The organism is Proteiniphilum sp. UBA5384 (assembly GCF_002410825.1).
In the GTDB taxonomy this organism is placed as follows: Bacteria; Bacteroidota; Bacteroidia; order Bacteroidales; family Dysgonomonadaceae; genus Proteiniphilum.
In genome coordinates, this window is record NZ_DHOS01000062.1 from 43,444 (window position 1) to 68,899 (window position 25,456).

Here is a 25,456-nt window from a genome sequence, read left to right on the forward strand (position 1 = left end):
CCCAAAAAATCGCTCCGAAAATGATATTGCTTTCGGAGCGATTTTTTTATCAGAGTACCGGTAGCTTCCAGGGAGCCCGGTAATTGGCTTTGATCAACCTGTTGGCTTCGTCATTCCCGAGAAACTTTCCCGCCCCGTTATCCCAGTTCAGTGCAGCCCCCACACGACAGGAGATATTGCCCAGATGGCTCAATTTAGCTACTTCAGCACCAATAGCGATGTCAGCATTCGGCAATTTACGCGACCGCATGCAATCGAGCATATTGCCTGCATGGAGATAGAGGCCTCTACCTCCTCCTTTCCTTTTCTCCACCGCTTCCATCCGGAGCGTATTGGGTTTTCTTTCATCATCACAAGGATAACAATAGGGGAAATTACGGCTATTGACAGCTTGCTCGGGCACTACTTCCCATCCCTGACGAGTAAGGATCAGGGTACCGTTCTCACCGAAGAAGGCCACTCCTTCCCGTAGTCCGAATAACCCGGTGCCGATACCACACGCATGATCCCATATAATATTGAAATCAGGATATTTATAAGTGACCATCAGCGTGTCGGGCGTTTCCATGGCATCATCCGGATAACCATACTTTCCACCCGCACCGTATACGTACGAGGGCAATCCCACATTCATTCCTTTCATGGCGTAATCCAGCAGATGCACACCCCAGTCGGCCATCAGCCCTCCGGCGTAGTCCCAGAAGAAACGGAAATTATAATGGAACCGGTTATCATTATAGTTGCGCTTTGGTGCCGGCCCTAACCACATGTCATAGTCCACTCCCACCGGAGGAGCCGAGTCGGACACTACCGGCAACGTGTACTTGCTGGTCTGGTAAGCCCATACCTTTACGGTCCTCACACGGCCCAGTGCTCCACTTTGCACATATGCAGCCGCTTCGTCCCAATGCGGATCGCTCCGCTGCCATTGACCCACTTGTACAATACGGTTATATTTTCTGGCAGCTTTCACCATCAGGTCACATTCTTCTATGGTATTGGCCAGTGGTTTTTCCACATACACATCCTTTCCGGCTTCACAGGCGGCAATCAACTGGAGGCAGTGCCAGTGGTCAGGGGTTCCGATGATAACCATATCCACATCTTTGTTATCGATTACCTTGCGCCAATCTTTCACCAACTGCAAAGGCTTGTTCCCGGTTATCTTCTCCAATTCGCCGGCACGCCCATAGAGCCACTCATCATCCACATCACATAAGGAGACACACTCCACTCCGGGATATTGAAGAAAGGTTTTCAGGTTACTCCATCCTTGATTACGGCAGCCAATCAACCCAATTTTGATCTTATTACCCGGAGCTGACTGTCCGAAGACGGAAGAATAGGGCTTCCCCATTAAGGGTGCCAGACTTAAACCGGTTGCCGAAATCGCGGATTTTTTTAAAAAATTTCGTCTGTCCATGATAAAGTATTGTTTTGAATTTATATTTGTTCTGTTTCGATCTATACGGACTATCCACCGGGAAATTACCGGGCTGACAATTATGTTCACGTCAACACCTCTTTCCTACAGTAGAGAAGAGATAATATCAAAAGTAAAAGCAAAGATAATAAAGATTATACAAACACAGTGCGGTTATCTTTTTTTAATGTGCTTATGTACTAATATGCCAAACAACGCACAGCTTGCCCCGATTTTATCGGGGGATAAATATCCACGTGCGAGGGGACGAAAAGCATAAAACAAGCAGACAACCCCAAAGTTAACAAATAAATAAACGCTAAAGTCGTTATTTAGATACCTGGAAATTTCGTATTTTTGTAGTAACTCAAATAGAAAACTTTGAGCTATGTCTTTATCGCATAATCATAATCACAAAACAAAAATGAAAAGAAAAACCTCTTTTTTCCTCATATTGGGAGGAATCGGCATTATTTGCTGTTCTTGCGTGCTTAGTAAGATTTATAAGTATGTGGACTATAATCCCGATATAAGCCGGGGTCTGCCGGACACATTTAGGGTAGAGCTACCTTTACAAATGGATTCGTCTGATTTCTTCTGCATTCGGGCACGTGTCAATCAAGAATATGATATGGACCTTCTTATTGATACGGGAGCCGAAAGTTTAGCGCGTAGTGAGGACTTAAAAACGCCAAAAGCTACTTTTTGGGGGGAATTTCCATTACCAACATACAATGCGCGTAAAGAATGGTCAAGGAAAAATCTATATTATTATGATAGTTTTGATATCGGTCCTTTATCTTTAGGGAAACCCCTTTTTAAAGAAATTACTCCCGAAAACGACACGCATATACATGCCATATTGTCTGAAAATGGCAAAAACGTGTTGGGACGTAATATATTAAATCGTCTTAACTGGAAATTTTCTTTAGATGAAAATAAAATGATTTTATTCAGCCAAAGAGACCACTCCTTATTAGCCAAAGAAACCGCGGATGGGTATATAAAAATTAAAGACGCATTAAAGTATAATTGCAAGTTAGATTTTCCACAAGCCGGAAAGTCTGATAAATTCCTACTCGACTTGGGTTTTGAAGGTGAACTGGCGATAAACAAAAAAATGTTCAACCGTTTGTCAATAAATATCCCCTATCGGGAAATACAAGGAATTAAAGGTGTTGTGTATATATTGGAAGGAGTGGATGTCGTCTGGAACGATATAGTCATTAAAAACTGTCAGGCAGTTTACAAGCCGGGCAATCATTCCAACCTGATAGGTAATGGATTAATGCGTAGGTTTAATTTTGTATTGGCATATACAACGTCCTCTAAGGGTTCACCCCAGCGTGATTTATATCTAAAGCCGGTAGCGAATTTTGACAAAATCAAAGCAAAACCTATTGTTTCTGATTTTGGATTTATTCTTCAAAAGAAAGAAGATGATACTTATATTGGCGTTGAAGTCAATGGAATTGCCGACAAGGGAGGATTAAAGACGGGTGACAGATTACTCAATATTGACAAACAGGTGTTTTGTTCTGCCAATAATAATAAACTTATAACTTACCTCTCTGATAAAAGGAATACAACGATACAAATCGCTCGTGAAAACAAGATATTGGACATATATTTGTCGCTTGATTAAGATTGCCCCCCACACACACAATTTTAAACTGTCGTCTATAGCAGAACTATGGGAGCGATTTGTAATCTCGAACGGTATTTCACTCTGCTTGATAGCAATAAGTGGCTTAATGAAATCTTTTCTCATACACTTTCCTGAATTTCAGGACAAAAAAAAACGGATTATTCCCTAAATAATAAGGAAGAGGCTTTTTTTGAAACAATTCTTCAAAACACGATTCATTTTACTGATAATTAACCATATTACTTTCTGGACTGGTTACCATTTATCCCTCGGCTTTCACTAAGTTTACATAATTTAGGAGTCGCCTCGGAAAAACCCAAGCGAGCTTGGTTTTTCTCTCGGCTTTCACTAAATTTGTACCCTCAAATAGAGTCTGAAATAAATGAGGTAATAGTTTGCCCATTAATCGAATTTCGAATATGTCAAAACAATTCAAACGCACGCTTATTACATCGGCGTTACCGTATGCCAATGGTCCGGTACATATCGGCCACCTGGCGGGAGTATATGTTCCTGCCGATATCTATGCCCGTTACCTGCGACTGAAAGGGGAAGAGGTTCTCTTTATCGGCGGTTCCGATGAGCATGGAATTCCTATCACCATCAAAGCCCGTAACGAGGGTGTTACCCCGCAGGATATTGTGGACCGCTACCATACGTTGATCAAAAAATCGTTTGAAGAGTTTGGCATTACTTTCGATATTTATTCCCGCACTACTTCAGAAGTGCACAGAAAGACCGCATCGGATTTTTTCCGTACTTTATACGACAAAGATGAATTTACCGAACAGGAGAGCGAACAGTATTACGATGATGAAGCGGGACAGTTCCTGGCCGACCGTTATATCACCGGTACTTGTCCCCACTGCGGAAACGAGAAAGCTTATGGCGATCAGTGCGAACAGTGTGGCACTTCACTCAGTCCTTCGGATCTGATTAATCCGAAATCAACACTCAGCGGCAGCAAACCTGTAATGCGAAAGACCAGACACTGGTATCTCCCTCTGGACAAGCACGAAGCATGGTTACGCCAATGGATACTGGAAGATCACAAAGAATGGAAGACAAACGTGTATGGTCAGTGTAAATCATGGCTTGATATGGGTTTACAACCCCGAGCGGTGAGCCGTGACCTCGACTGGGGTGTACCGGTACCGGTAGAAGGTGCCGAAGGTAAGGTACTTTATGTATGGTTTGATGCGCCCATCGGGTATATCTCCAACACCAAGGAGTTGTTGCCTGACAGTTGGGAAAAATGGTGGAAAGATGAAGAGACCAAACTGGTACACTTTATCGGCAAAGACAATATAGTGTTCCATTGCATCGTATTCCCCGCCATGCTGAAAGCTGAAGGGTCTTTTATCCTGCCGGACAACGTACCGGCCAATGAGTTTCTCAACCTTGAAAACGATAAGATTTCCACATCCCGTAACTGGGCAGTATGGTTGCATGAATATCTGGAAGAATTTCCGGGCAAACAAGACGTGCTTCGTTATGTACTCACCGCCAACGCTCCGGAGACTAAAGACAACGATTTCACCTGGAAAGATTTCCAGGCACGTAACAACAACGAGCTGGTAGCCGTACTGGGGAACTTTGTGAACCGCGCATTGGTACTCACCCAGAAGTATTTCGACAACAAAGTGCCGGCACTTGGGGAACTGAGTGAATATGATCAAGAAACAATTTCCGAAGTAGGGAAAGTAAAGGCGGCCGTGGAATACAATCTTGAGAACTATCATTTCCGGGAAGCACAGAAAGAGGCAATGAATCTGGCACGTATCGGAAATAAATACCTGGCGGACTCCGAACCGTGGAAGACGGCCAAGACCGATATGGAACGGACTGCCACCATCCTCAATATCGCGCTACAGATCACGGCCAATCTCTCGATTGTCTTTGAACCGTTTCTGCCCTTCTCATCGGCAAAGATCAGGGATTTCATCCATACCGGCCAGTTGGCATGGGACAATTTGGGCAGCTTTGATTTGCTTCCGGAAGGACATGCATTGGGAAATTCAACACTACTGTTTGATAAGATCGAAGATGAAGTGATTGAAAAGCAAGTGCAAAAGCTACTTGCCACAAAGAAGGCCAACGAGGAAAAAGAGCACAAAACAAAGCCGATCAAAGAAACTATACAATTTGACACGTTCGAGAAGCTGGATATACGGGTAGGTACAGTACTGGAGTGCGAAAAGGTGCCCAAGACCGACAAGCTGCTCCGCTTCCTTCTCGATGATGGACTCGAAAAACGGACGATCCTTTCAGGTATTGCCGCCCACTATCCCAATCCTCAGGAACTGATCGGCAAACAGGTCTGCTTTATTGCCAACCTCGAACCAAGGAAAATGAAAGGTCTCCTCTCCGAAGGAATGATTCTTTCGGCAGAAAATCCGGATGGAACGCTGGCCTTAATAGCGCCTACTAAAAATGTATTGCCTGGAAGCCAAGTCTTATAATCAGGGAAATAACATCTTTGCAAAAGAATTGAGACAAGAATTATGAAAGATCCTTTCGACTTCAAAAAAATATTACCCGACCTGATTGTGATCGTGGGATTCATCCTGATTTCCTTTATCTATTTCGCACCGGCGATACTGGACGGCCGTGTAATAGCCCAAAGCGACTCACTGGCTGCCATTGGACAGGGACAAGAACAGCGGGACTATATGGAGCGGCACGATGGGAGACGTACAAGGTGGAACCTCTCCATGTTCAGCGGAATGCCTTCCTACCAGATGAGCCCGACATATGATTCATCCAAACCGCAGGATGCCATCAAAAAAGTATATAATCTTTTTCTTCCAAGCTATGTCGGACTGGTATTTATCATGCTGCTCGGATTTTATATTCTGTTGCGCGCATTGAAAGCTTCTCCACTGCTTAGCGCGCTGGGAGCCGTTATTTGGGCTTTCTCATCCTATTTCTTCATACTGATAGCAGCCGGGCATATCTGGAAATTCATTACATTAGCCTATATCCCGCCCACAATAGCCGGCATGATCTATATCTACCGGAAAAAATATCTTTTAGGCGGACTCCTCTTTATGCTCTTTGTGGCCTTCCAGATTTCCTCCAATCACCTGCAAATGACCTACTATTTCCTGTTTGTCATGCTTTTCATAGTGATTGCCTTTCTTGTGGAAGCTATCCGGAAAAAAGAGTTGCCCGGGTTCATCAAATCGACCGCCGTACTGCTAATAGCCGGTATCATCGGTATTGCTGCCAACGCGAGCAACCTTTACCATACATACGAATACTCGAAAGAGACCATGCGGGGAAAATCGGAACTGGTCCATCATGGAGAAGAGAACAAAACCGGGGATGGACTGGAACGCGATTATATTACAGCCTGGAGCTACGGCATCGGCGAAACATGGACATTGCTGGTACCCAACACCAAGGGCGGAGCGTCTGTTCCTCTTGCCGCAAATGAAAAGGCAATGAGCAAGGCCCGTCCCGAATATTACCAGCTCTATCAACAGATCGGACAGTACTGGGGAGAACAACCGGGCACTTCGGGGCCGGTGTATGTAGGAGCTTTTGTGTTGACGCTTTTTGTCCTTGGGCTCTTTATTGTGAAGGGACCATTGAAATGGGCATTATTGGCCGGTACACTTTTCTCCATAATCCTTTCCTGGGGGAAGAATTTTATGGGACCGACCGATTTTTTTATCGATTGGATCCCCATGTACAACAAATTCCGTGCTGTCTCCTCTATCCTGGTGGTAGCCGAATTCTGTATTCCTCTTTTAGCAGCCCTGGCGGTGAAAGAGGTGATCCAGAAGCCGGAAATACTCAAAGGCAACATAAAGCAACTCTATATCAGCCTCGGGATCACCGGAGGAATGGCATTACTGTTTGCCATCGCACCCAAACTTTTTTTCTCTTCTTTTATCTCAGCACAGGAGATGCAGGCGTTACAGTCATTGCCACCCGAACATGTCCAAGCAGTAATCACCAACTTGACCGACATACGTGTTTCTATCTTCACGGCAGATGCCTGGCGCAGCTTTTTTATCGTCGCCATCGGAGGTCTTCTGGTCTGGCTGTTCATCCATCAAAGGGTCAAGGCTGAATGGACAATCGCAGGAATCCTGTTGCTTTGCCTGGTGGATATGTGGGATGTGAATAAACGCTATCTGAACGATAATGATTTCGTTCCACAAACCAACCAGCAACAATTTTTCACATTGTCTCCTACTGATCAATATATTCTACAGGATACCACCCAATATTACCGTGTGCTGAATATGGCAACCAGTACCTTTAATGATGGAATTACGCCATATCATCACAAAGTAATCGGCGGATATCATGCCGCCAAATTACGGCGTTACCAGGACCTGATAGACATTCACCTCAGCAAGGAGATGGTCGCTTTACAGCAAGGTATTATCGGGTCTCAAGGTGAAATGGACTCGTTGAATGCAGATCAGTTTAAAGTGTTGAACATGCTCAATTCTAAATGGATTATCATGCCGGCACAGGACGGTGCCACTATTCCGGTGGAAAACCCCTATGCAATGGGTAATGCATGGTTTGTAGACAGTCTCCGGTTCGTAGACAATGCCGATGAAGAGATCGATGCGCTGAGCGCTATTGATCTGCGGAAAGAAGCAGTAGCCGATAAAAGCTTTGAGCCACTCCTTGCCGGCTTCCAACCAACACCTGCAGATTCAGCATCTACTATCCGGTTGGCCGACTACGACTCCGATTTTGTAACCTACGCTGTGGATGCGAAGAAAGACGAACTGGCCCTGTTCTCCGAAATTTATTATCCCAGGGGATGGAAGATTACTATCGATGGGCAACCAACAGAAATGCTACGGGCTAATTACACCCTGCGGGCACTTCCCATCCCGGCAGGACAGCATACGGTGGAATTCCGTTTTGATCCGCAAAGTATCAAGGTGACGGATGGTATCGCATACACAGCGCTGATCATTATGCTTATTTCTGCCATATTTATGGTCTACAATGCATTAAAACGTAATAATCAATCATAGTTTAATTAATCACACAAATAATCAGAACAAAATTATGAAAAAAAGTATTATTCTCACACTCGCATGCATAGCAATAGTTTCATTTAGCGCATGCAATACTGGTAAGCGTAGCAACACCACCAAGAATGGCACAGAAGTGGCCGATGCGGCTCATAATAGTCGCAATTCACTGGATTGGACAGGAGTATACAAGGGAACACTGCCTTGTGCCGACTGCGAAGGAATACAAGAAGAAATACGCCTTAACGAAGACCAAACCTATGAAATGGTAATGACCTATCTGGGAAAAGGCGACAACCGTTTTACTGATAACGGGCGCTTCGAATGGGATGAAGCGGGAAGCAGGATAAAACTGACCAGTGCCACCTCTTCAGGCGATGCGGATAGATGGTTTAAGGTGGGTGAAAACCAATTGATTGCCCTCGACATCGAAGGAAACCCGATTGAAAGTACCCTTCCGGCCGATACTTATTTATTCCATAAAATAGATACCGATAATGTCATCACCGAAAAATACTGGAAACTGATAGAGCTGAATGGAAAAGAAATTACTTTTGCGTCTGAAGGTCAAGACCGGGAAGCACATTTTATTCTGAAAAACGATGACAACCGAGTCATAGGAAACACGGGATGCAATCACATGAATGGAAGCTACACCCTTTCACAAGAAGAGAATACTATTCATTTCACACCATTTGCAACCACCCGAATGGCCTGCATCGGTGTTGATTACGAGGCTGAATACTTAGATATGTTCCAATTATGTGATAACTACACCCTGCAAAATGACACGCTGACACTCAGTAAGGGAGAAAATCCCCTTGCCAGGTTTACAGTAGTTTATCTGCGATAAGATGTTATTTAGTGTCCAGTGTTCATCTATTACAAATCTCTTTAAAGGCGCACCACTGGCAATTCTTTGTATTCTTTGTCTGGATAAACGGAATTTCCGGATTGAAGATTTCCGCAAGGCAATCGTTGAATAGCGACTGGAATTCTTCCATGAAAACAGATATGTCAGGAACCGGCCGTTTATTACAAGTGACCACCGTCGAAAGATCATTAAAAATGGCACGTAAGTAATAAATTGCCGGAGATAATTGGACATCAGGATATTCACGAGCGTAAAACAATGCATAGACGAACACCTGGAGTATCTGATAGGGGCGGTTCGGTTTTGATCCGTCGAACAAATCGGGAACCTGTTTGAAGTCAGTTGTCCCCGTGCCGGTCTTGTAGTCGATGATACGATAGCTGTCTCCCACCCTGTCGATACGGTCTATAATCCCCTTGAAGTTCACTATCAGGTTATCGCTCAACCGATACGGCATATCTTGCCCAAAACGATACTCCGCTGCCACAAACTCAAAAGGGGTAAACTGCTTGTCCATTTCCAGAGTCTGTTTCACGTAGCTCCGGAGAATCTCACCGATGAGGTAATGCTGTCCCACCAAAGGGCGGGGATCATCCTTCCGTTTGAAGTAATATTCAGCGAATGCCTCTTCAAGAAGTCTGGTCAATAACGCATCATCCTTTGCTATTGCTGTCAGCGCATCAGGGGTAATTGTTTTACTTTTATATCGGCTGTAGATCTTTTCCATCAACTTGTGAAAGATTGAACCGAACAGGTCCGACTCTACGGACTCCCTTACTTCATCTTCTTCATAAAGGCCTTCCACAGCGGTAAAGTAAAACTGCAGAGGGCAATTGATGTAGTTGTTAATGAGGGAGGCAGACAAGAACGATCCCCCCCCTTGCCTGAATGCATCCAACTTCCGCAACACATCCGGTGTTTTGATAACCGACACAGGTAAGATTTCGGGTATCGCCACATCATACGCCACTACCCGTTCCGATATATCAAAATAATCAGAATAAAGATATTTCAACTGGTAGAAATAGCGGCTCACTTCCCCGGTCTGCATATCTTCGGTACGTGTGTCATACAACATGAATACCCGTTTGGCACGGCTGATCATACGGTAAAAATGGTATGCATAGATACTATCCTGGTGTTCGTATATGGGCAGTCCGAATCCTTTGCGCAAGGTAAACGGGATAAAAGAATTTACAGGATCTTTCAATGGGAAAACCCCTTCATTCATTGAAAGAATAATCAGGTTTTCAAAGTCAATCGCACGTGTTTCCAGCACACCCATTACTTGTAATCCTGAAAGAGGTTCTCCGCTGAACGCAACGCTGATGGAATGTGCTAATTTCCTCAGTAACCGGAAACAGGTTTCCAGCGACATGTTTTTTGCACCATGAAGCCTATCCTGCAATCGGGTTATGGTTTTGTGATACTGTACGATGAACTCCCGTTCCAGATCTATAGGACGTGAGCCGGCTAAACGAATACTGCTACCATCTTCTTCCATGTCACGTTTCTCGGCTGTCAGGCTACCATAAATAAAAATGAGAATATCTTTTATGTATTCGAAAATATCATACCATACGGTAATTGGCCGGAAAATCAACCGATACAGAGGATGTTGCGGAAATTCGGTCTGCGACACTACTATCCGATTATTGGTAAGGATATATGTTTTTAATGCATCCGCTTCCTCTTTGGCGACCCCGTATACCAATGGATGATTCACGATTGACAGCACATTCCGATGATAAAACATCATTTCACCGTCCGATTCGCGTATGTTACGCTGCAAAGCGGTAATATGCTCCATCAAGGCCGAAATGGACGAATAAGACAACCCATATCCCATTGTCACATTTATCTTCCCTATTTCTTCGGGAATAGAATAAAGTACTGGTAGTAACAAACCCTCATCAGGCAGTACAATAGCAGTATTAATTGCTTCATCGGGATCAGGAATATCTCCCGACTCGATCAGTTCCGAAAGGATTTGCGTAACCTGTTTTGCCTGCCCTACTCCTGAAGGAATTCCAATGACTTCTATGGCTGTTTTCGCTTCAAAATGAAAAGCACCCGTCTCCTCGTCCTGGTCTTCGGGTAAACTCCCGGCAACAGAACGGGACAAAGTCCTATCCTGGAGTATGAATCGGGAAGGGAACTTCCGTTGGTTTTCTTTTACCCATAGCGAAGCACGGTTCTGACTGTCTTGGACCTGCGGAGATTCATAATCCCAGTAAAAATCGGCAATCCCTCGTTTTTTCAAATGTTCCAGTAACACCGTTTCTGCCGGAGTAAGTGCGTTCAACCCCACAAATATATAGCTTCCGGATTGTAAGCCTTCCTGCTTCCCCTCTGCACCGACGCGTTCCGCCACTTCACGGAACATCATCCCTTCATAAGCAATTCCTTTTTGTTGTAATTCTGTACGAAAAGACAAATACAACTCATACAATATCTGCCAGGTTTTCTGGAACTTTTGCTTCGACTCGCTCTCTCCCACCGGTATAAAATTAGTCCAGAAGCGCCGAATGGCTTCTATCTGCTTTTCAGTCAGATGCGTCAGATCATCCTCCATCGACCGGAGATCCTGCACATTACGGAACAGTTGTTTGGCATCCGCCATGTACTTGTCCACATCATTGAAATCATTCAACAGCATCTCCCCCCAGAAGAGAAAATCGTCGAACGATTCATCGGAACCACTGACGTTTCCAAAATGGTCGTAAAGCATCACGAGCATTTCAATCTTATCAGCCGGACGGTAGGGCGAAAGAGATGAAAATAGTTCCTGGATAGTTACTACGGAAGGAGAAAAAAGAGGCTTACCTGCAATCTCTGTAAGGTATTTCTGGAAGAAAAAGCCGGCGCGCCGATTCGGAAACACAAATGTATGCTGATATAGTTCATTACCATATTGCGCATAAAAAACTTCCGCTATTTTATACAAAAATGGGATCATATAAGGTTACCTTCTATCGTAGCTATTACTTTGTTATTACCCATGCAATAAATCTCCTTTCTTGCACAAATCTACACAATTTATTTTACAACAGAAAAGTTTATTTTTTTGATTTTCCGCAGATATATTTCTTTTTTCTCTTATTTTTTCATTATTTTGTAGTTGCATTCCCATTCAAGGCCCATAATACAATGATTCACTTTCCAAATATCGAGTCAACTTATAATGAATATATGGATAACTTGTATTCATATGCTTTACATTTGGGTTTCGATGCGGAGAGCGCAATGGATGCCATTCACGATGTTTTTTATAAATTATGCACCAATCATTCCTCTTTGAATGAAATAAATAACCTAAAATCCTATCTCTTCAGATCATTAAGAAACAGATTGATAGACATGAAGCGAATTGATAGGGAGGTTAATTTATCCACCATTGAACATAACAACAATCAAATTGAAGAATATCAAGAGGGACTTCCCTTTCAGTTACAGGTTACGATAGAGGATGAACTGATCAAAGAAGAGGATGCTGAGGAAATACGCCAAAAAGTAGAAGACATATTAAGCCGGCTGACTGACCGTCAGCGGGAAATCATCTATCTGCGTTATATCAGGGAACAGAGTTACGAAGAAATTGCTGAAATCATGCAGATCTCGGTAGCCGCATGCCGCAATCTGATAAGCAAATCGATCGCCAGATTGAAAGAATCTTCTCTGACGATCGCTTTGCTCCTGCTGGTAATTAAATAAAGTGTTATTCAGCATTCTTAAGAACCTTCTTCACCTTCCTCAACCGGAAAGCTATGTAGATCCTGAAAAATCCCATTACCATAAAAGTAAATGCCGTCCACAAAACAATGGATATACCGGCAAAAGCAGGATTAAATAGCATGATTAATGATAGAATCACGCCAAGGATAGCAAGAATCAACAAAGTTTGCCACCCCACATCATAATATCCTTTTATCGTACATGCAATACTGATGCCGGTCACAGAATAAAAGAGCAGCATAAACCCCACATAAAACGGAAGGGTAGCAGCTGATAGGCCCGGATTGAACATCAACAATACACCTAAAATGATACTCATAATTCCTATGGCCAGTGACCAACCCCATTTCTCCGATTTATTCGCGATAGCGAAGAAAGCTTCAAAAATCCCACTAAAAAAGAACCCTATGGCAAAAACAATAGACAATGCCAGATAGGATGTAACAGGAGAGAAAATACACCAAACACCAACTGCAACTAAAATAATACCCACGATTAGAGGAAGATACCAATGTTTCACTCCTCTTTCAACTTCTTTTAATAATGTTTCCATAATTTATTGTATTAAAAATTCAACTTTGCACAAAAAAAATGATTTATGATAGTAACCTTGACCAACAGATTGTTTTTTTGTCGGAGGATATTTTTCTTTCATAGTTTTCACAATAGATATTACCGAAGCTCATTATTTACTTCTCTATAATTAACAACTCTCACCCTTTTTTTGTTCCCATTTTTTTTCTGATGTGAATAATATCCTGAAACTCATACCCCCCCTGTGGAATAATCGCCGATACCTACCACTATAATGAGTAAAAGAGTTGCTAAAACAATCCTCTTTTAGTTAAATTTCATCCAAATTTAATATTTCTTTTAAAAAGTGATGATATTATCAATGGATATTCGTCTTATATATACGTCCTAAAAAAGGGTGAAAAATATTTCGTCATACACCTATGCATTTGAAAACAGAGAATAGCTTTGTCCGGTTTCTGAAAAATGAGAAGTTCATTGAATGGAAATTATTCCCGACGGATGAATTAAACAGATACTGGCAAGAGTATCAGCAGTACCATCCCGATGAAAGGGACGATATTCTGCTGGCGGAGCAACATTTTCAAAACATAAATATATCATCGGTGAAATTACCGGAGGAGAAAAAACAAGAGGCAATCCGCCATTTGGAGCGATCACTTAGAACTTATTGCCAAAAACGCAGGATTCGTCATTTTACGTATGTTGCTGCGGCATGTACTGCCGTGTTGGTAATATCAGTACTCCTTTTCCTGAAAGAGATGAACCACAGCGGAGAGAAAATGATTGCTTCTACAAATTACATTATGGGAAGCGAGTTGGAATCGGAAGATATTCTGTTTATTACCGGTAGTAAAACCTCCTCTTTCCAGAATAATATAAATATTCAAATAGACCGTGACAACACGGCGCAAATAAAAAACGGAGAAGACGATGAAGAGATTTCTATCGAACAGCATACAATGAACAAATTGATTGTACCCTATGGGAAAAGATCAAAGATTGTCTTGTCTGACGGAACACAAGTATGGTTAAACTCCGGATCTTCCCTTGAGTTTCCTTCTCCTTTTACGCAGGATTCCAGAAAAATCTTCCTGTCAGGAGAAATTTATATTGAAGTGCTCCCCGATAAAAATAAACCGTTTTATGTGCACACTTCTGATTATGATATAAAAGTATACGGAACAAAATTCAATGTATCATCCTATTCCGATGTACCTTCGGCTGTAGTACTGATAGAAGGAAGTGTGAGCCTCCAATCTCCTGATAAAGAAGAGTTATTCCTGTTGCCCAACGAACAGGCGGTTTACTCCGAAACGACCGGAACTTTCTACAAGAAGGAAGTAGATGTGGATCCTTTTATCAGTTGGAAAGAGGGTTACCTCACTTTTGAAGATACCCCTGTAACCGAAGCGCTCAGGCAAATAGAGAGATACTATAACCTTTCATTTAATTACGAAGACGATATTTCTTTCCAAGGGCTTACCTGTACAGGAAAAATTATCCTATCGGACAATCTGGATAACGTAATGATGGCTTTGGCACTTATTTCAGGTACAAAATACAAGAAAGAGGAGAAACTATATACATTTATAAGTAAAAGTAGTCATCTTAAACGAGTTAAGTTAATTTCATATGCTCTCTGTAATCATTTCTTCATAAAATTGAAATCAATTTGAAACATTAATTCTATTTCTTTGCACAAAAAATGAGAATTATAGTATAAATTTTGCGAAATAACTAATTAACAGAAGATAGCATCTAAATATTTTATAATCAAATAAAAAAGATATGCCTATGGGAAAAATATAAAGTTAAAACTAAAAGCCATCTGCCAACTATAAAGTCGAACGGTACTGTGAATACCGTCCGACCAGACAATTCTAATTACCTCATATATCAATAATTAAAATCATACAAAAATATGAATAAATATTCTATTGAAAGGGAAAAACCTGACAATAAATTCAAACATGTTATAAAAATAATGAGAATAACCTTATTCCTACTATTTTTCGGTGTCCTCTTTTCACACGCCGCGACCGGTTATTCACAAGAAGTTGAATTGACTCTCAATTTGAAATCTACATCAATTAAAGAAATCTGTGAAAAGGTTGAAAGCAAAAGTGAATTCCGATTTATATTTGCAGGAAATGCAAAAAAAAGCATTCGAAGAAAAGTAGATCTAAATGTCAATTCACAAAATATTGAAGAGATACTTGACAAGATTCTAACCGATACAGATCTCAAATACAACATATTAGAGAATCAAATAGTAATTTATCGAGATGAAAAAATAATTTCCAAAGAAATAGAAAGTATCCTTTCAGAACAGATTGCACAACCTTCAAATCGTGTAAATATCACAGGAAAAGTTACAGATGCGTTTAATGATGATCCTATTCCGGGAGTCAATGTGGTGATATCCGGCACATCCATTGGAACCACAACAGACCTGGACGGTGTATATGAACTTTTGGTCAATGAGGGAGATACGTTGGTATATTCTTTTATCGGTTTTGAAACACAAAGAATTGAGGTAGGGAAAGTAAGAATAATCAATGTCAGGCTTTCCGAACATTCCGAAATGTTGGAAGAGGCGGTGGTAGTGGCCTTTGGAAAACAATCAAAAGAAAGTGTCGTATCATCTATCACAACCGTTAATACAAAAGATTTAAAAGTGCCCTCAAGTAATTTAACTACTGCCCTTGCGGGTAAGATGGCCGGTTTGGTAGCCTATCAGAGTACCGGTGCGCCGGGGGAGGAAGATGCACAATTCTTCGTAAGAAGTGTCACTTCTTTTGGTAGCGGGCTTACTTCGCCACTTATATTGATTGATAATATTGAGATGACATCAAAGGATCTCTCCAGACTTCACCCTGACGATATAGCCAGCTTCTCCATATTAAAGGATGCGTCGGCTACGGCGCTCTATGGAGCGAGAGGAGCCAATGGAGTAGTTTTGGTGACCACGAAAGAAGGAAAGAAAGGCGAAGTGAAAGTACAAGCCAGAGTAGAATCATCCCTTTCTACTCCAACAACCAAAGTAGATATAGCAGATCCGGTCACTTTTATGGAATATTCCAATATTGCAAGTATGACCCGTCATGGTGAACTCACCTATCCTCAAAGTAAAATTCAAAACACAAAGGATCCCAATAGAAATCCTTATGTGTATCCTGCTGTGGATTGGAAAGATATGTTGACAAGAAATCACTCCTGGAACCATCGGGCTAATCTTAATATTACAGGAGGAGGGAATGCGGCAGCTTATTTCTTGGCTGGGTCCTTTTCGCAAGACAATGGAATATTGGAAGTGGATAAACGCAATCCATTCAACACCAATATAAATTTAAAAAAATACTCGGTACGGTCTAATGTAAATCTCTTTCTTACCAAAACATTAGAAGCAAAAGTGAGAGTGAGCGCCAATTTTGAAGATTACACGGGTCCTATCGGAGAATCCGGGAGTGGAGGTGCCAATACTTATGGGAAAACCCTGCTGGCCAATCCGGTACTATTTCCAGCTTACTATGCACCGGATGCTGCCACTCAACATTTGAACCGTGTCCTTTTTGGTAATTACTCAGGAGATGATTATGGACAGGGTTCCCCCGACTATCTCAATCCATATGCCGAAATAATGAAAGGCTATGAGGACATGAAAAACAGCACTCTCTTGGCACAGATAGAACTGCATCAAGATTTAAAAATGATTACGCAAGGGTTGAAAGCCCGTTTTATTGGTAGTATTACCCGCTACTCAGGTTTTAATATCCAACGTAGCTACAAACCGTTCTATTATCAATACATAAAAGGATCCTACGACCCTCATGCAAGTTATCCTTACGATTTAGCGTCATTAAATCCTGAGGGGGGTGCTGATTTTATTGATTATACAGCAGGAGATAAATTTGTAAAATCCACTTCTTACGCAGAAGGTGCCATTCTTTATAATCGAAAATTTAATCAGATTCACGATGTGGGTGCGCTTTTAGTGGGGTCATTTAAAGAAAACATGAATGGCAGCCCTGTAAATTTAGATTCCTCCTTACCATCAAGAAATGTATCTCTAGCCGGTCGCTTTACGTATGGTTTGGATCAAACTTATTTTGCCGAATTTAATTTTGGGTTAAATGGTTCAGAACGTTTTGACCCTTCTCATCGTTGGGGATTCTTCCCATCTGTAGGTACCGGTTGGCAACTTTCGAATGAAAAATTTTGGGACGGATTAAAAAGAGTGGTTCCTACACTTAAATTAAGAGCCTCTTATGGATTGGTAGGGAATGATGTAATTGTAGATGATTCAGATCGATTTTTTTTCACTTCAAATGTCAACTTGAATGGATCAAGTGCGGGTTATTTTGGGAACAATCCCTATCAGACTTTCACCCGTCCTACAATTAATATTTCAAGATATGCAAATCCAAATATTACCTGGGAAGTGTCTTATAAAACCAATCTGGCGCTGGAATTAGGTCTATTGAATGACGATTTATCTCTGATTGCCGAATTTTATCACGAAAAACGAACAAATATTGTACAGCCTCGCCCGGACGTACCTTCAACCATGGGACTTACCGCCGGTATTAAAACCAACTATGGTGAAGCTGTCGGGAAAGGAATTGATTTGACGCTTGATTATAACAAAGCGCTTAGAAATGGGATGTGGTATATCGTAAGAGGTAATTTCACTTATGGTAAAGCCAAAATCACTAAATACGATGAATTGGATTATTCAGGAATTGCACCTTGGAGATCTATGGTGGGACAAAAAGTGGGTCAAACACGTGGATATGTAGCGGAAAGATTATTTATTGACGACAATGAAGTATTGAACTCGCCGGTACAACAAGTGACTACCGGTAGTGGAATATATCAAGCGGGTGACATTAAATATCGCGATATAAATGGTGATGGCGTTATCAATGAGTTCGATATCGTTCCGATGGGATATCCCAAGAATCCGGAAATACAATATGGCTTTGGAGGCTCGTTTGGATATAAGTCGTTTGATATCTCAGCCTTTTTCCAGGGACAGGCTCGATACTCTTTTTTCTTAAATGCGAGTGCAATGGCGCCTTTTGTTGAAGTTACTTCAGGAGGTCAGAAAGGGAATAGGGCGATGTTGAATTTCATTGCCGAGAGTGTATGGACAGAAACCGACAGAGATGTGTATGCAAAATGGCCCCGATTGTCTCCGGACAAAGGATCTACCGCGTATGGCAATGAGAACAATTTCGTTAACAGCAATTATTGGATGCGTACTCCTTATTTCTTACGTTTAAAATCGCTCGAGGTAGGTTACACCATTCCTCAGTTTAAAGGCGTTATTCCCAGAGTATATTTAAGTGGTACTAACTTATTTACAATATCCAACTTTAAATTATGGGATCCCGAAATGGGAGGTAATGGTCTTTCTTATCCTATACAGCGAGTATTTAATCTAGGCATTCAAGTTAATTTTTAATAGAAGAAGATGATGAAAAAGATATACTTATTATTCATTTTTATTTTTTTGTTTACAATCACCGGGTGTAATGATCTTTTAGATATATTACCTGATGACAAACCTGAATTGAAAGATGCGTTTAAAGACAGGTATAACGCTGAAAAATATCTGTTTACATGTTATAATAATCTTCCCAAGTATGTAGATCCGGCCAACACACTGGGGCTTGGAGCCGGAGGAGACATCATTTATAATGAAAGAAATACAGGTGGAGGATTAGGATCCGGCCCCCCAGCGACTATGATGATTTTCCTAAAAGGGAATAACGCAGCCAATCCTTATATGAACTTCTGGGATGGCTCTAATGGTGCTCCCAAAAATCTCTGGCAAGGGATCAGGCATTGTAATGTGTTCTTGGAAAATATCCAAATAGAAGATGGCGGTCCCCTTGACTTGGATGAAATGCTCAGAGACCAATGGGTAGCTGAGGCAAAAGCGATAAAAGCATATTTGCATTTCTACTTGTTCCAACTTTACGGTCCCATTCCTATTATGGATAAATCAACTCCTATTTCTGCAAAAGGTGATGAGGTGAATGTATATCGTGAACCGGTGGATAAAGTAGTGGATTATATTGTGAATACATTGGACGAAGCTATTGAACATCTACCCTCACTAGACCAATTGGATGTAGTGAGTGAGTATGGGAGAATGACTAAGACAATAGCAAAAAGCATCAAAGCCAAAACTTTAGTATTGGCAGCCAGCCCTCTATTTAACAATAATAATTATTATTCCGGCATCAAGGATAATCGCGGAGTTGAACTTTTTCCAACGGGGGACAGCAAGGCCAGATGGGAGAGAGCTTTAGAAGCATGCGATGAAGCTTGTCGTGCTGCTGAGGCTGATGGCGGAGTTATCCTGATTACCACGGATGGGGGTAATAACGCTATTTTCGGAACAAATATCACCAATATCAATGATACAACGAAAGCAATGGTGAGTATTCGTCAAGCTGTTACAGAACCCTGGAATCATGAAGTAATTTGGGCTACAAATGAAAGTGATACGAAATTGCAAAGATGGAGTACCATGTTGAGTAATGATGAGTGGTTTAACCTGGCAGGTTCAGGAGGGTCAGACCTAGGACAACGCCATGCCCCGACTTTAAACGTGGTTGAAATGTTTTATTCATCTAATGGGATACCAATCGATGAAGATGAAGAATGGGATAGTAAGGGATGGTATAAAAATAGATATAAGACAGAGCTTCCTGATGAAGAACATCAAAAATATTTTATCAAAAAAGGACAAGAAACTGCTATTCTACATTTCAATCGTTCATTGCGATTTTATGCTTCCGTGGGTTTTGATGGTGGAATCTGGGAAGGGAGAGGAAATAGCTTAGCGGAGTCGTCATATCCTAATATGATAAGGCATTTTGGCAGTGGAATGAAACATACTGAAACATATGGAGGATATCCATTTTCAGGTTATTTGGCAAAAAAGTTAAGTCATTTAAAAACAACTTATACCGAGACAAGAGCTACATTAGTAGCCGAACGATATTCGTTTCCTATTATTCGGTTGGCTGATATGTACTTGCTATTGGCTGAATGTTTGAATGAAGTGGGTGGACCGGATCAAACAGATTCTACAGGGCATAATGCGTATTATTACTTGGATCTCATAAGAGCCAGATCCGGCATGGAGGGAATTGTTGAAAGTTGGGAAAAACATGCAATTGTTAGGTATAAGAATAAGCCAAAAGAGGTAAACGGATTAAGAGAAATTATTCAAAGAGAACGTTTGAATGAGTTGGCGTTTGAGGGGCATTTTTATTATGATGTGAGGAGATGGTTGATAGCGGAAGATATGTTTAACAAACCTATCTTGGGATGGAACAAAGATGGTGAGAACAAGCAAGATTTTTATAATATAAGAGTGCTATTACAGCCTCGATTCTCAATGAAGGATTATCTTATGCCCATAAGAGTGAACACCCTGTTGCAAAATAAAAATCTTGTGCAGAATCCAGGATGGAATTAATTTTTAATACCCACCAAAAAAAGTAATAAAAAATGAAGAAATATATCAAATCCCTTTTGATTACATTGACAATCTCCCTATTAATTGTAGGATGTAACGACTCGTATATGGGAGTAGAGCAAGTTAAAACAGATTCAACAAAACCGGAAAAGATTACAGTGAACGAAGTGACACCTATATCCGGAGCCCTTAAAATAATGTTTTCACTGCCAAAAGGCAATCAGAATATCTCTAAAGTGGAAGCTTGGTATTACACTAAAGATAGAGAAAAACGGGAATTTAGCGTATCAAGGTACAGTTCTTTTATTTTGGTTGAAGGTTTTATCGGGACTGATGAAGTAACGGTTGAATTGAGATGCGTAGACAATAGTGGAAATGAATCGGACATAACGGAAGTTCAGGCGACTCCTCTAAAATCACCTTTAGAACTGGCGATGGAAAGTATGAGGCCGGAAGCTGCTTTTGGGGGAGTCAAAATAGAGTGGGAAAATGCAAATGCCAATCCAATTGCCATTCATGTCCTTACAGAAGACACATTGCAGAAAGGAACGGTGACGCTCGCAGAAGATCCTACAAAAACAATTTATACAAGTGATTCTTTAAATACATTTGCTTATATTCGTCAATATCCGGCACTAGAGCAGAAATTCGGCTTTGTTTTATCGGATAAATGGGGAAACAGAACGGATACCTTAATTGCTTCTTTAATTCCTTATAAGGAAGAAAGGATTGATTACAATTTAGTGAAAGAAGTTACCTTTTTTAACCCCACAACCTATGGTGGCAGTAGAGATTATGACACTTGGGCTATTAATAAATCAACAGGAATTCAAAATGATGCCAATGCCCATGGGGCAGCTTATCGAGCACAAGGCCTGTTTGATGGCGTTAAATCCGGGAATGGACCATACCTCTATAAATTTGTGAAAAACCTCTCAGATCCTGATCCAAGTAATAGGATTTTAGTGAATGATGTGTATGCTACATTTGATTTAAATATGCTTGTGCGATTAAGCAGAGTAAAGCTCTTCCCCCGTACTAATATAACATATACATATAATAGATCCAGCCCAAAACGTTTCAGGATATGGGGAACCAACGATGATAATAACGCAAGATGGTCAAAATTTCCAGAAGGCTGGACTTTAATAGGAGAGTACGTAGGTGTAGAACCTGCAAATAGGGATAATCTAACTCCCGAAGAGATTGACTATTTTAACTTAGAGCAAGAGTACACTATCAGCGAAGGAAATGTCAATCCTGAGGCCCATCCTACTGAAGCTTTCCGGTATATGCGGATCCAGTTTATGGAAACATACAATCCTCAGTTAGAATATTACACTGTGAATCAGTTCGAAATGTATGGGGATGTTGTGGAGTATTATTAATCTAACACTTTATTGAAATTATGAAAAGATATATATGTATAATACCTTTTTTGGTGGGGTTATATTTTGTAAGTTGCGACAATGCCAATGATTTATTGAACCAATACATAAAGGATGGTCCAATTATCTATGCGGCAAAAGTGGATACACTGGAAACCCAATCCGGATATAATCGCTTTAGAGTGAATATTTATCCTGCAGAGGATGTCAACCGCTCTCATTGTATATTGAGTTGGAATATTAGTGAAGGAGTCAAAGACTCTGTCCGGATAGATTATATCCAGGATAACTACGATAATGAACGGAAGTGTTATTATTATCTGATAGAATTCCCGTCAGATTCGGAAATTCAAGGGAATGTACCCATCATGGCTCAAAATGTAGATAACTTTGGGAATAAGTCATTAATAGTAGATGGAAGTGCTTATGTGTATGGATTAAAATACACCTCTTTCTTAGTCAATGCTCCTATAAATATTTCTCCTCAAGTGGATAAAGTGACATTTGAAGAAAGAATAGGTATGTTAGGGAACATCATAAGCTATGAACAAAATAATGGAGCTTTCACCGAAGAAGTGTACACCACTGAAAGAAGTTTTCCTCTTGTAGATGCAAAAAGGGGAGGTATTGTTCGTACCAAAACAAAGTATTTAATCAATGAAACAGATATTGATATTCTCGAGGTAGCTGATTTTACAGAAACAACCATACCCACGAACGAAGGTATTGATGTTATGTTACAATTGAATAGCACTTCTCCTTTTGTATTGGATGAGGAAAGATTACAACTATTAAAAAAGATTGAAATCTTATCAGATGAATTTAATAACCCTTCTTATTTCGGCCAATATTTAAATAGTTCGGAAGAAGCCGCCATTGATATGGAATATTCATCTCCGCTTCTATTTTGCTATCGCAATGCATTTGATAAAGTGATTGATGAAGTAAAAAATACGCAAGTCGAAAGTGGATCCGTGGCTATTTGGTTACTCTATAATATGGGTTTTATAGTAAAAACGCCATCAGGTGCTTTTGGTGTGGATGTTGATCATCGTCTGGCAAGTCAATTAGAGCCTTACTTGGATTTTATTTGTGTTACCCACAATCATGTAGATCATGCCAACGTTAAATTGATGGACGCAATGAACAGTAAAGGAAAGCCTGTATTGTCTAACTTTTACACAAAAAGTGCACAATTTTATTCCAAAGTGCCGGCAAATTATACGATTGGAAATTTCACAATTAAAACTGATATTACAGATCATCTCAGGGATCCGGCTTTGCCTGATTTTGTAACGGTATTCAAAATTGATTGTGGACCTGATGCCGGTCATTTCACCATGTTGAATTGTGGGGATTCCGGCTTTAATCCGATTCATTTTACGAATGTGGAAGGTCCGATTGATTTAGCCGTTTTTCGGTGGGGAGCCGCCAGAGAGAATGACATCCTTGGCACCGGTAGTGGACAAGTTCAAACAGACTATATTGTTTTATCTCATCTGATTGAGCAGCGGCATAAACCATACCCTGAAGGACAGGCATCCATTACGCAAACTCTTAAACACCTCCCCGGTGTAAAATGCGACAATACAGTAATTCCTTTTTGGGGTGAAAAAATGATCTGGAAGAATGGACAAATGTCCTAATTTGTATTAGATAAATCATAAAGAAAGGCTCTTATAGGGGGTATCCTTTATAAGAGTTTTTCTTCTAAACTTAGAAATAATATGAAACGAATCAATTTATTCGCTCTAACATTGATATTGCTGGCTGCTATATCTTGTCAGCAAAATTTTCACAAAAAAAGCAATCAGAAAAATATCACCAGTGAAGCTGTTCAAGAAGCCATCCAGGTAATGCAAGAGTTCAGGAAAACATCCCCACTTTTATTAGACGATAAAAGACTGGCGTTTTTAAATGAATTCCAGACATATTCCGATAGCTTGGAGAACACTACATTCAAAAAATATCTTGATAGTCCTAAAGAAGAAGCGTACAGAATGGAAAATACAATACCCATGCTGTACTTTTATCGAGAAGCTTTCGACAAAGTCCTTTATGAAGTAAAGAACACCAAGGTAAAAGATGGAACCGCGCTTGTTTGGTTGCTCTATAATATGGGATTTGTGGTCAAAACACCTTCCGGCTGTTTTGGAATCGACATAGAACATCGTCTGGCAGAGCAATTGGAACCTTACCTGGACTTCCTCGTTGTCACACATAACCACAGAGACCATTATGATCCCAAATTACTGGAAGCTTTGAATAGGAATGGCAAGCCAATTTTATCAAATTTCTATGAGAAAGACCAGAGATACCTGTCAACCACTCCGACGAGTCATATAATTGGAAATTTTACAATCCGTACTGATATCTCAGATCATCTTACTGACCCGAAGTTACCGGACTTTGTGACTCTGTTCCGAATCGATTGTGGTGAAGATTCAGGGAATTTTTCTATACTACACTGTGGGGATTCGGGATTCAATCCCGAGCGTTTCAAAAATGTACAAGGCCCCGTAAGCATGGCTGTTATCAGATGGGGTGCACCCAGGGAAAGCAATATATTCGGCACGGGGGAAGGACAAATTCAAACTGACTATGCCATTCTATCTCATCTGATAGAATTAAGGCATAAGCCGTATCCACATGGACAAGCCTCAATCACCAAAACGCTGGAACACCTGCCTACGGTTAAATGTAAAAACACCCTTCTTCCTTTTTGGGGCGAGAAGTTGACATGGGGAAATGGGGAACTGCATTGATAGATTGATTGTTTAAACAATAATATAATATTAATCGGATGAAAATCTATAAATATATCCTAATATTGGCTCTATTTGTTGCCTGTGGCAATAATTCTGATGATCCGCTCGAACCGGAAAATGGAAATGGTAATGTAAATCCGAAACCGATAGAAGTTATAAGCATAAATTTGAATATAAGCAAAATCACCCTTTACAAAGGAGAAGAATTGTCTCTTGTGGCCACTGTCTTTCCTGCGAATGCAAGTGATAAAAACTTAATATAGGAAAGTAACGCCCCCGAGACAGCCAAAGTGGATGAATCGGGTAAGATTACGGCACAAAAAGGCGGTGAGGCTCTTATCATGGCTAAAACTGTAGATGAAGAGAAGTTTGCATCTTGTATTGTGTATGTTACTGAAACCTATAACGTTTTGCATATCGGAAATAGTTTTACTCAAGATGCTGTAGATAATCATTATGCCGACCTGATTGGCGAATCAGGCTTTGTGGATAAAGTCTCGGTATCGTGTCTACATTATGGAGTAAAAACACTCAACTTCCTGTAGTTGTGCAAATTATAAGAACTTATTTTGC

The 25,456-nt window shown here is 40.9% G+C and carries 16 protein-coding genes; 13 read left to right on the forward strand and 3 right to left on the reverse strand.

Features of this window, described 5'->3' with window-relative positions:
• Positions 1 to 49 precede the first annotated feature (49 nt).
• Positions 50 to 1,423, reverse strand: a complete 1,374-nt coding sequence (locus B4G81_RS11580) for a Gfo/Idh/MocA family protein (protein ID WP_294082673.1) — start codon at positions 1,421 to 1,423, stop codon at positions 50 to 52.
• 424 nt (positions 1,424 to 1,847) lie between these two features.
• On the opposite strand from B4G81_RS11580, the gene B4G81_RS11585 reads away from it, so the two are divergent.
• The 4 genes from B4G81_RS11585 to B4G81_RS11600 all read left to right on the forward strand — a co-directional run bounded on the left by B4G81_RS11585 (position 1,848) and on the right by B4G81_RS11600 (position 8,936).
• The gene (locus B4G81_RS11585) at positions 1,848 to 3,068 is read left to right on the forward strand and encodes a hypothetical protein (RefSeq protein WP_294082675.1); all 1,221 of its coding nucleotides are present in this window, start codon (positions 1,848 to 1,850) and stop codon (positions 3,066 to 3,068) included.
• A 422-nt stretch (positions 3,069 to 3,490) separates the two neighbouring features.
• Positions 3,491 to 5,533, forward strand: coding sequence for a methionine--tRNA ligase (gene metG / locus B4G81_RS11590; RefSeq protein ID WP_294082677.1), 2,043 nt, complete (start codon positions 3,491 to 3,493; stop codon positions 5,531 to 5,533).
• Positions 5,534 to 5,575: 42 nt separating this feature from the next.
• Positions 5,576 to 8,083, forward strand: coding sequence for a YfhO family protein (locus tag B4G81_RS11595; protein ID WP_294082680.1), 2,508 nt, complete (start codon positions 5,576 to 5,578; stop codon positions 8,081 to 8,083).
• Between the two features lie 34 nt (positions 8,084 to 8,117).
• On the forward strand, positions 8,118 to 8,936 hold the full coding sequence (locus B4G81_RS11600; RefSeq protein WP_294082682.1) for a copper resistance protein NlpE N-terminal domain-containing protein: 819 nt from the start codon (positions 8,118 to 8,120) through the stop codon (positions 8,934 to 8,936).
• Positions 8,937 to 8,958: 22 nt separating this feature from the next.
• Here B4G81_RS11600 and B4G81_RS11605 read toward each other — a convergent pair whose 3' ends face one another.
• On the reverse strand, positions 8,959 to 11,916 hold the full coding sequence (locus tag B4G81_RS11605) for a PD-(D/E)XK nuclease family protein (protein ID WP_294082685.1): 2,958 nt from the start codon (positions 11,914 to 11,916) through the stop codon (positions 8,959 to 8,961).
• Between the two features lie 191 nt (positions 11,917 to 12,107).
• On the opposite strand from B4G81_RS11605, the gene B4G81_RS11610 reads away from it, so the two are divergent.
• On the forward strand, positions 12,108 to 12,671 hold the full coding sequence (locus B4G81_RS11610) for an RNA polymerase sigma factor (RefSeq protein WP_294082688.1): 564 nt from the start codon (positions 12,108 to 12,110) through the stop codon (positions 12,669 to 12,671).
• A gap of 4 nt (positions 12,672 to 12,675) precedes the next feature.
• Here the strand turns inward: B4G81_RS11610 and B4G81_RS11615 are convergent, their stop codons facing one another.
• The gene (locus B4G81_RS11615; RefSeq protein ID WP_294082690.1) at positions 12,676 to 13,245 is read right to left on the reverse strand and encodes an HdeD family acid-resistance protein; all 570 of its coding nucleotides are present in this window, start codon (positions 13,243 to 13,245) and stop codon (positions 12,676 to 12,678) included.
• Between the two features lie 403 nt (positions 13,246 to 13,648).
• Between B4G81_RS11615 and B4G81_RS11620 the strand changes: the two genes are divergently transcribed.
• The 8 genes from B4G81_RS11620 to B4G81_RS11655 all read left to right on the forward strand — a co-directional run bounded on the left by B4G81_RS11620 (position 13,649) and on the right by B4G81_RS11655 (position 25,428).
• Positions 13,649 to 14,905, forward strand: coding sequence for a FecR family protein (locus tag B4G81_RS11620; RefSeq protein ID WP_294082692.1), 1,257 nt, complete (start codon positions 13,649 to 13,651; stop codon positions 14,903 to 14,905).
• Between the two features lie 308 nt (positions 14,906 to 15,213).
• Positions 15,214 to 18,696, forward strand: coding sequence for a TonB-dependent receptor (locus tag B4G81_RS11625; protein ID WP_294082694.1), 3,483 nt, complete (start codon positions 15,214 to 15,216; stop codon positions 18,694 to 18,696).
• A 9-nt stretch (positions 18,697 to 18,705) separates the two neighbouring features.
• Positions 18,706 to 20,727 carry a RagB/SusD family nutrient uptake outer membrane protein gene (locus B4G81_RS11630; protein ID WP_294082696.1) on the forward strand — a complete coding sequence of 674 codons (2,022 nt, stop codon included), beginning with the start codon at positions 18,706 to 18,708 and terminating at the stop codon, positions 20,725 to 20,727.
• A 32-nt stretch (positions 20,728 to 20,759) separates the two neighbouring features.
• Entirely contained in the window at positions 20,760 to 22,115 is a 1,356-nt protein-coding gene (locus B4G81_RS11635; protein WP_294082699.1) for a DUF5126 domain-containing protein, read from the forward strand.
• Positions 22,116 to 22,135: 20 nt separating this feature from the next.
• Positions 22,136 to 23,761, forward strand: coding sequence for a DUF4998 domain-containing protein (locus B4G81_RS11640; RefSeq protein ID WP_294082701.1), 1,626 nt, complete (start codon positions 22,136 to 22,138; stop codon positions 23,759 to 23,761).
• 81 nt (positions 23,762 to 23,842) lie between these two features.
• Entirely contained in the window at positions 23,843 to 24,880 is a 1,038-nt protein-coding gene (locus tag B4G81_RS11645; RefSeq protein WP_294082702.1) for an MBL fold metallo-hydrolase, read from the forward strand.
• A gap of 38 nt (positions 24,881 to 24,918) precedes the next feature.
• Positions 24,919 to 25,146 (forward strand): hypothetical protein, encoded by a 228-nt coding sequence (locus B4G81_RS11650; protein ID WP_294082703.1) that lies wholly within the window; start codon positions 24,919 to 24,921, stop codon positions 25,144 to 25,146.
• A 27-nt stretch (positions 25,147 to 25,173) separates the two neighbouring features.
• Positions 25,174 to 25,428: a hypothetical protein gene (locus tag B4G81_RS11655; RefSeq protein WP_294082704.1), complete on the forward strand. Its 255-nt coding sequence runs from the start codon at positions 25,174 to 25,176 to the stop codon at positions 25,426 to 25,428.
• Positions 25,429 to 25,456: the final 28 nt, after the last annotated feature.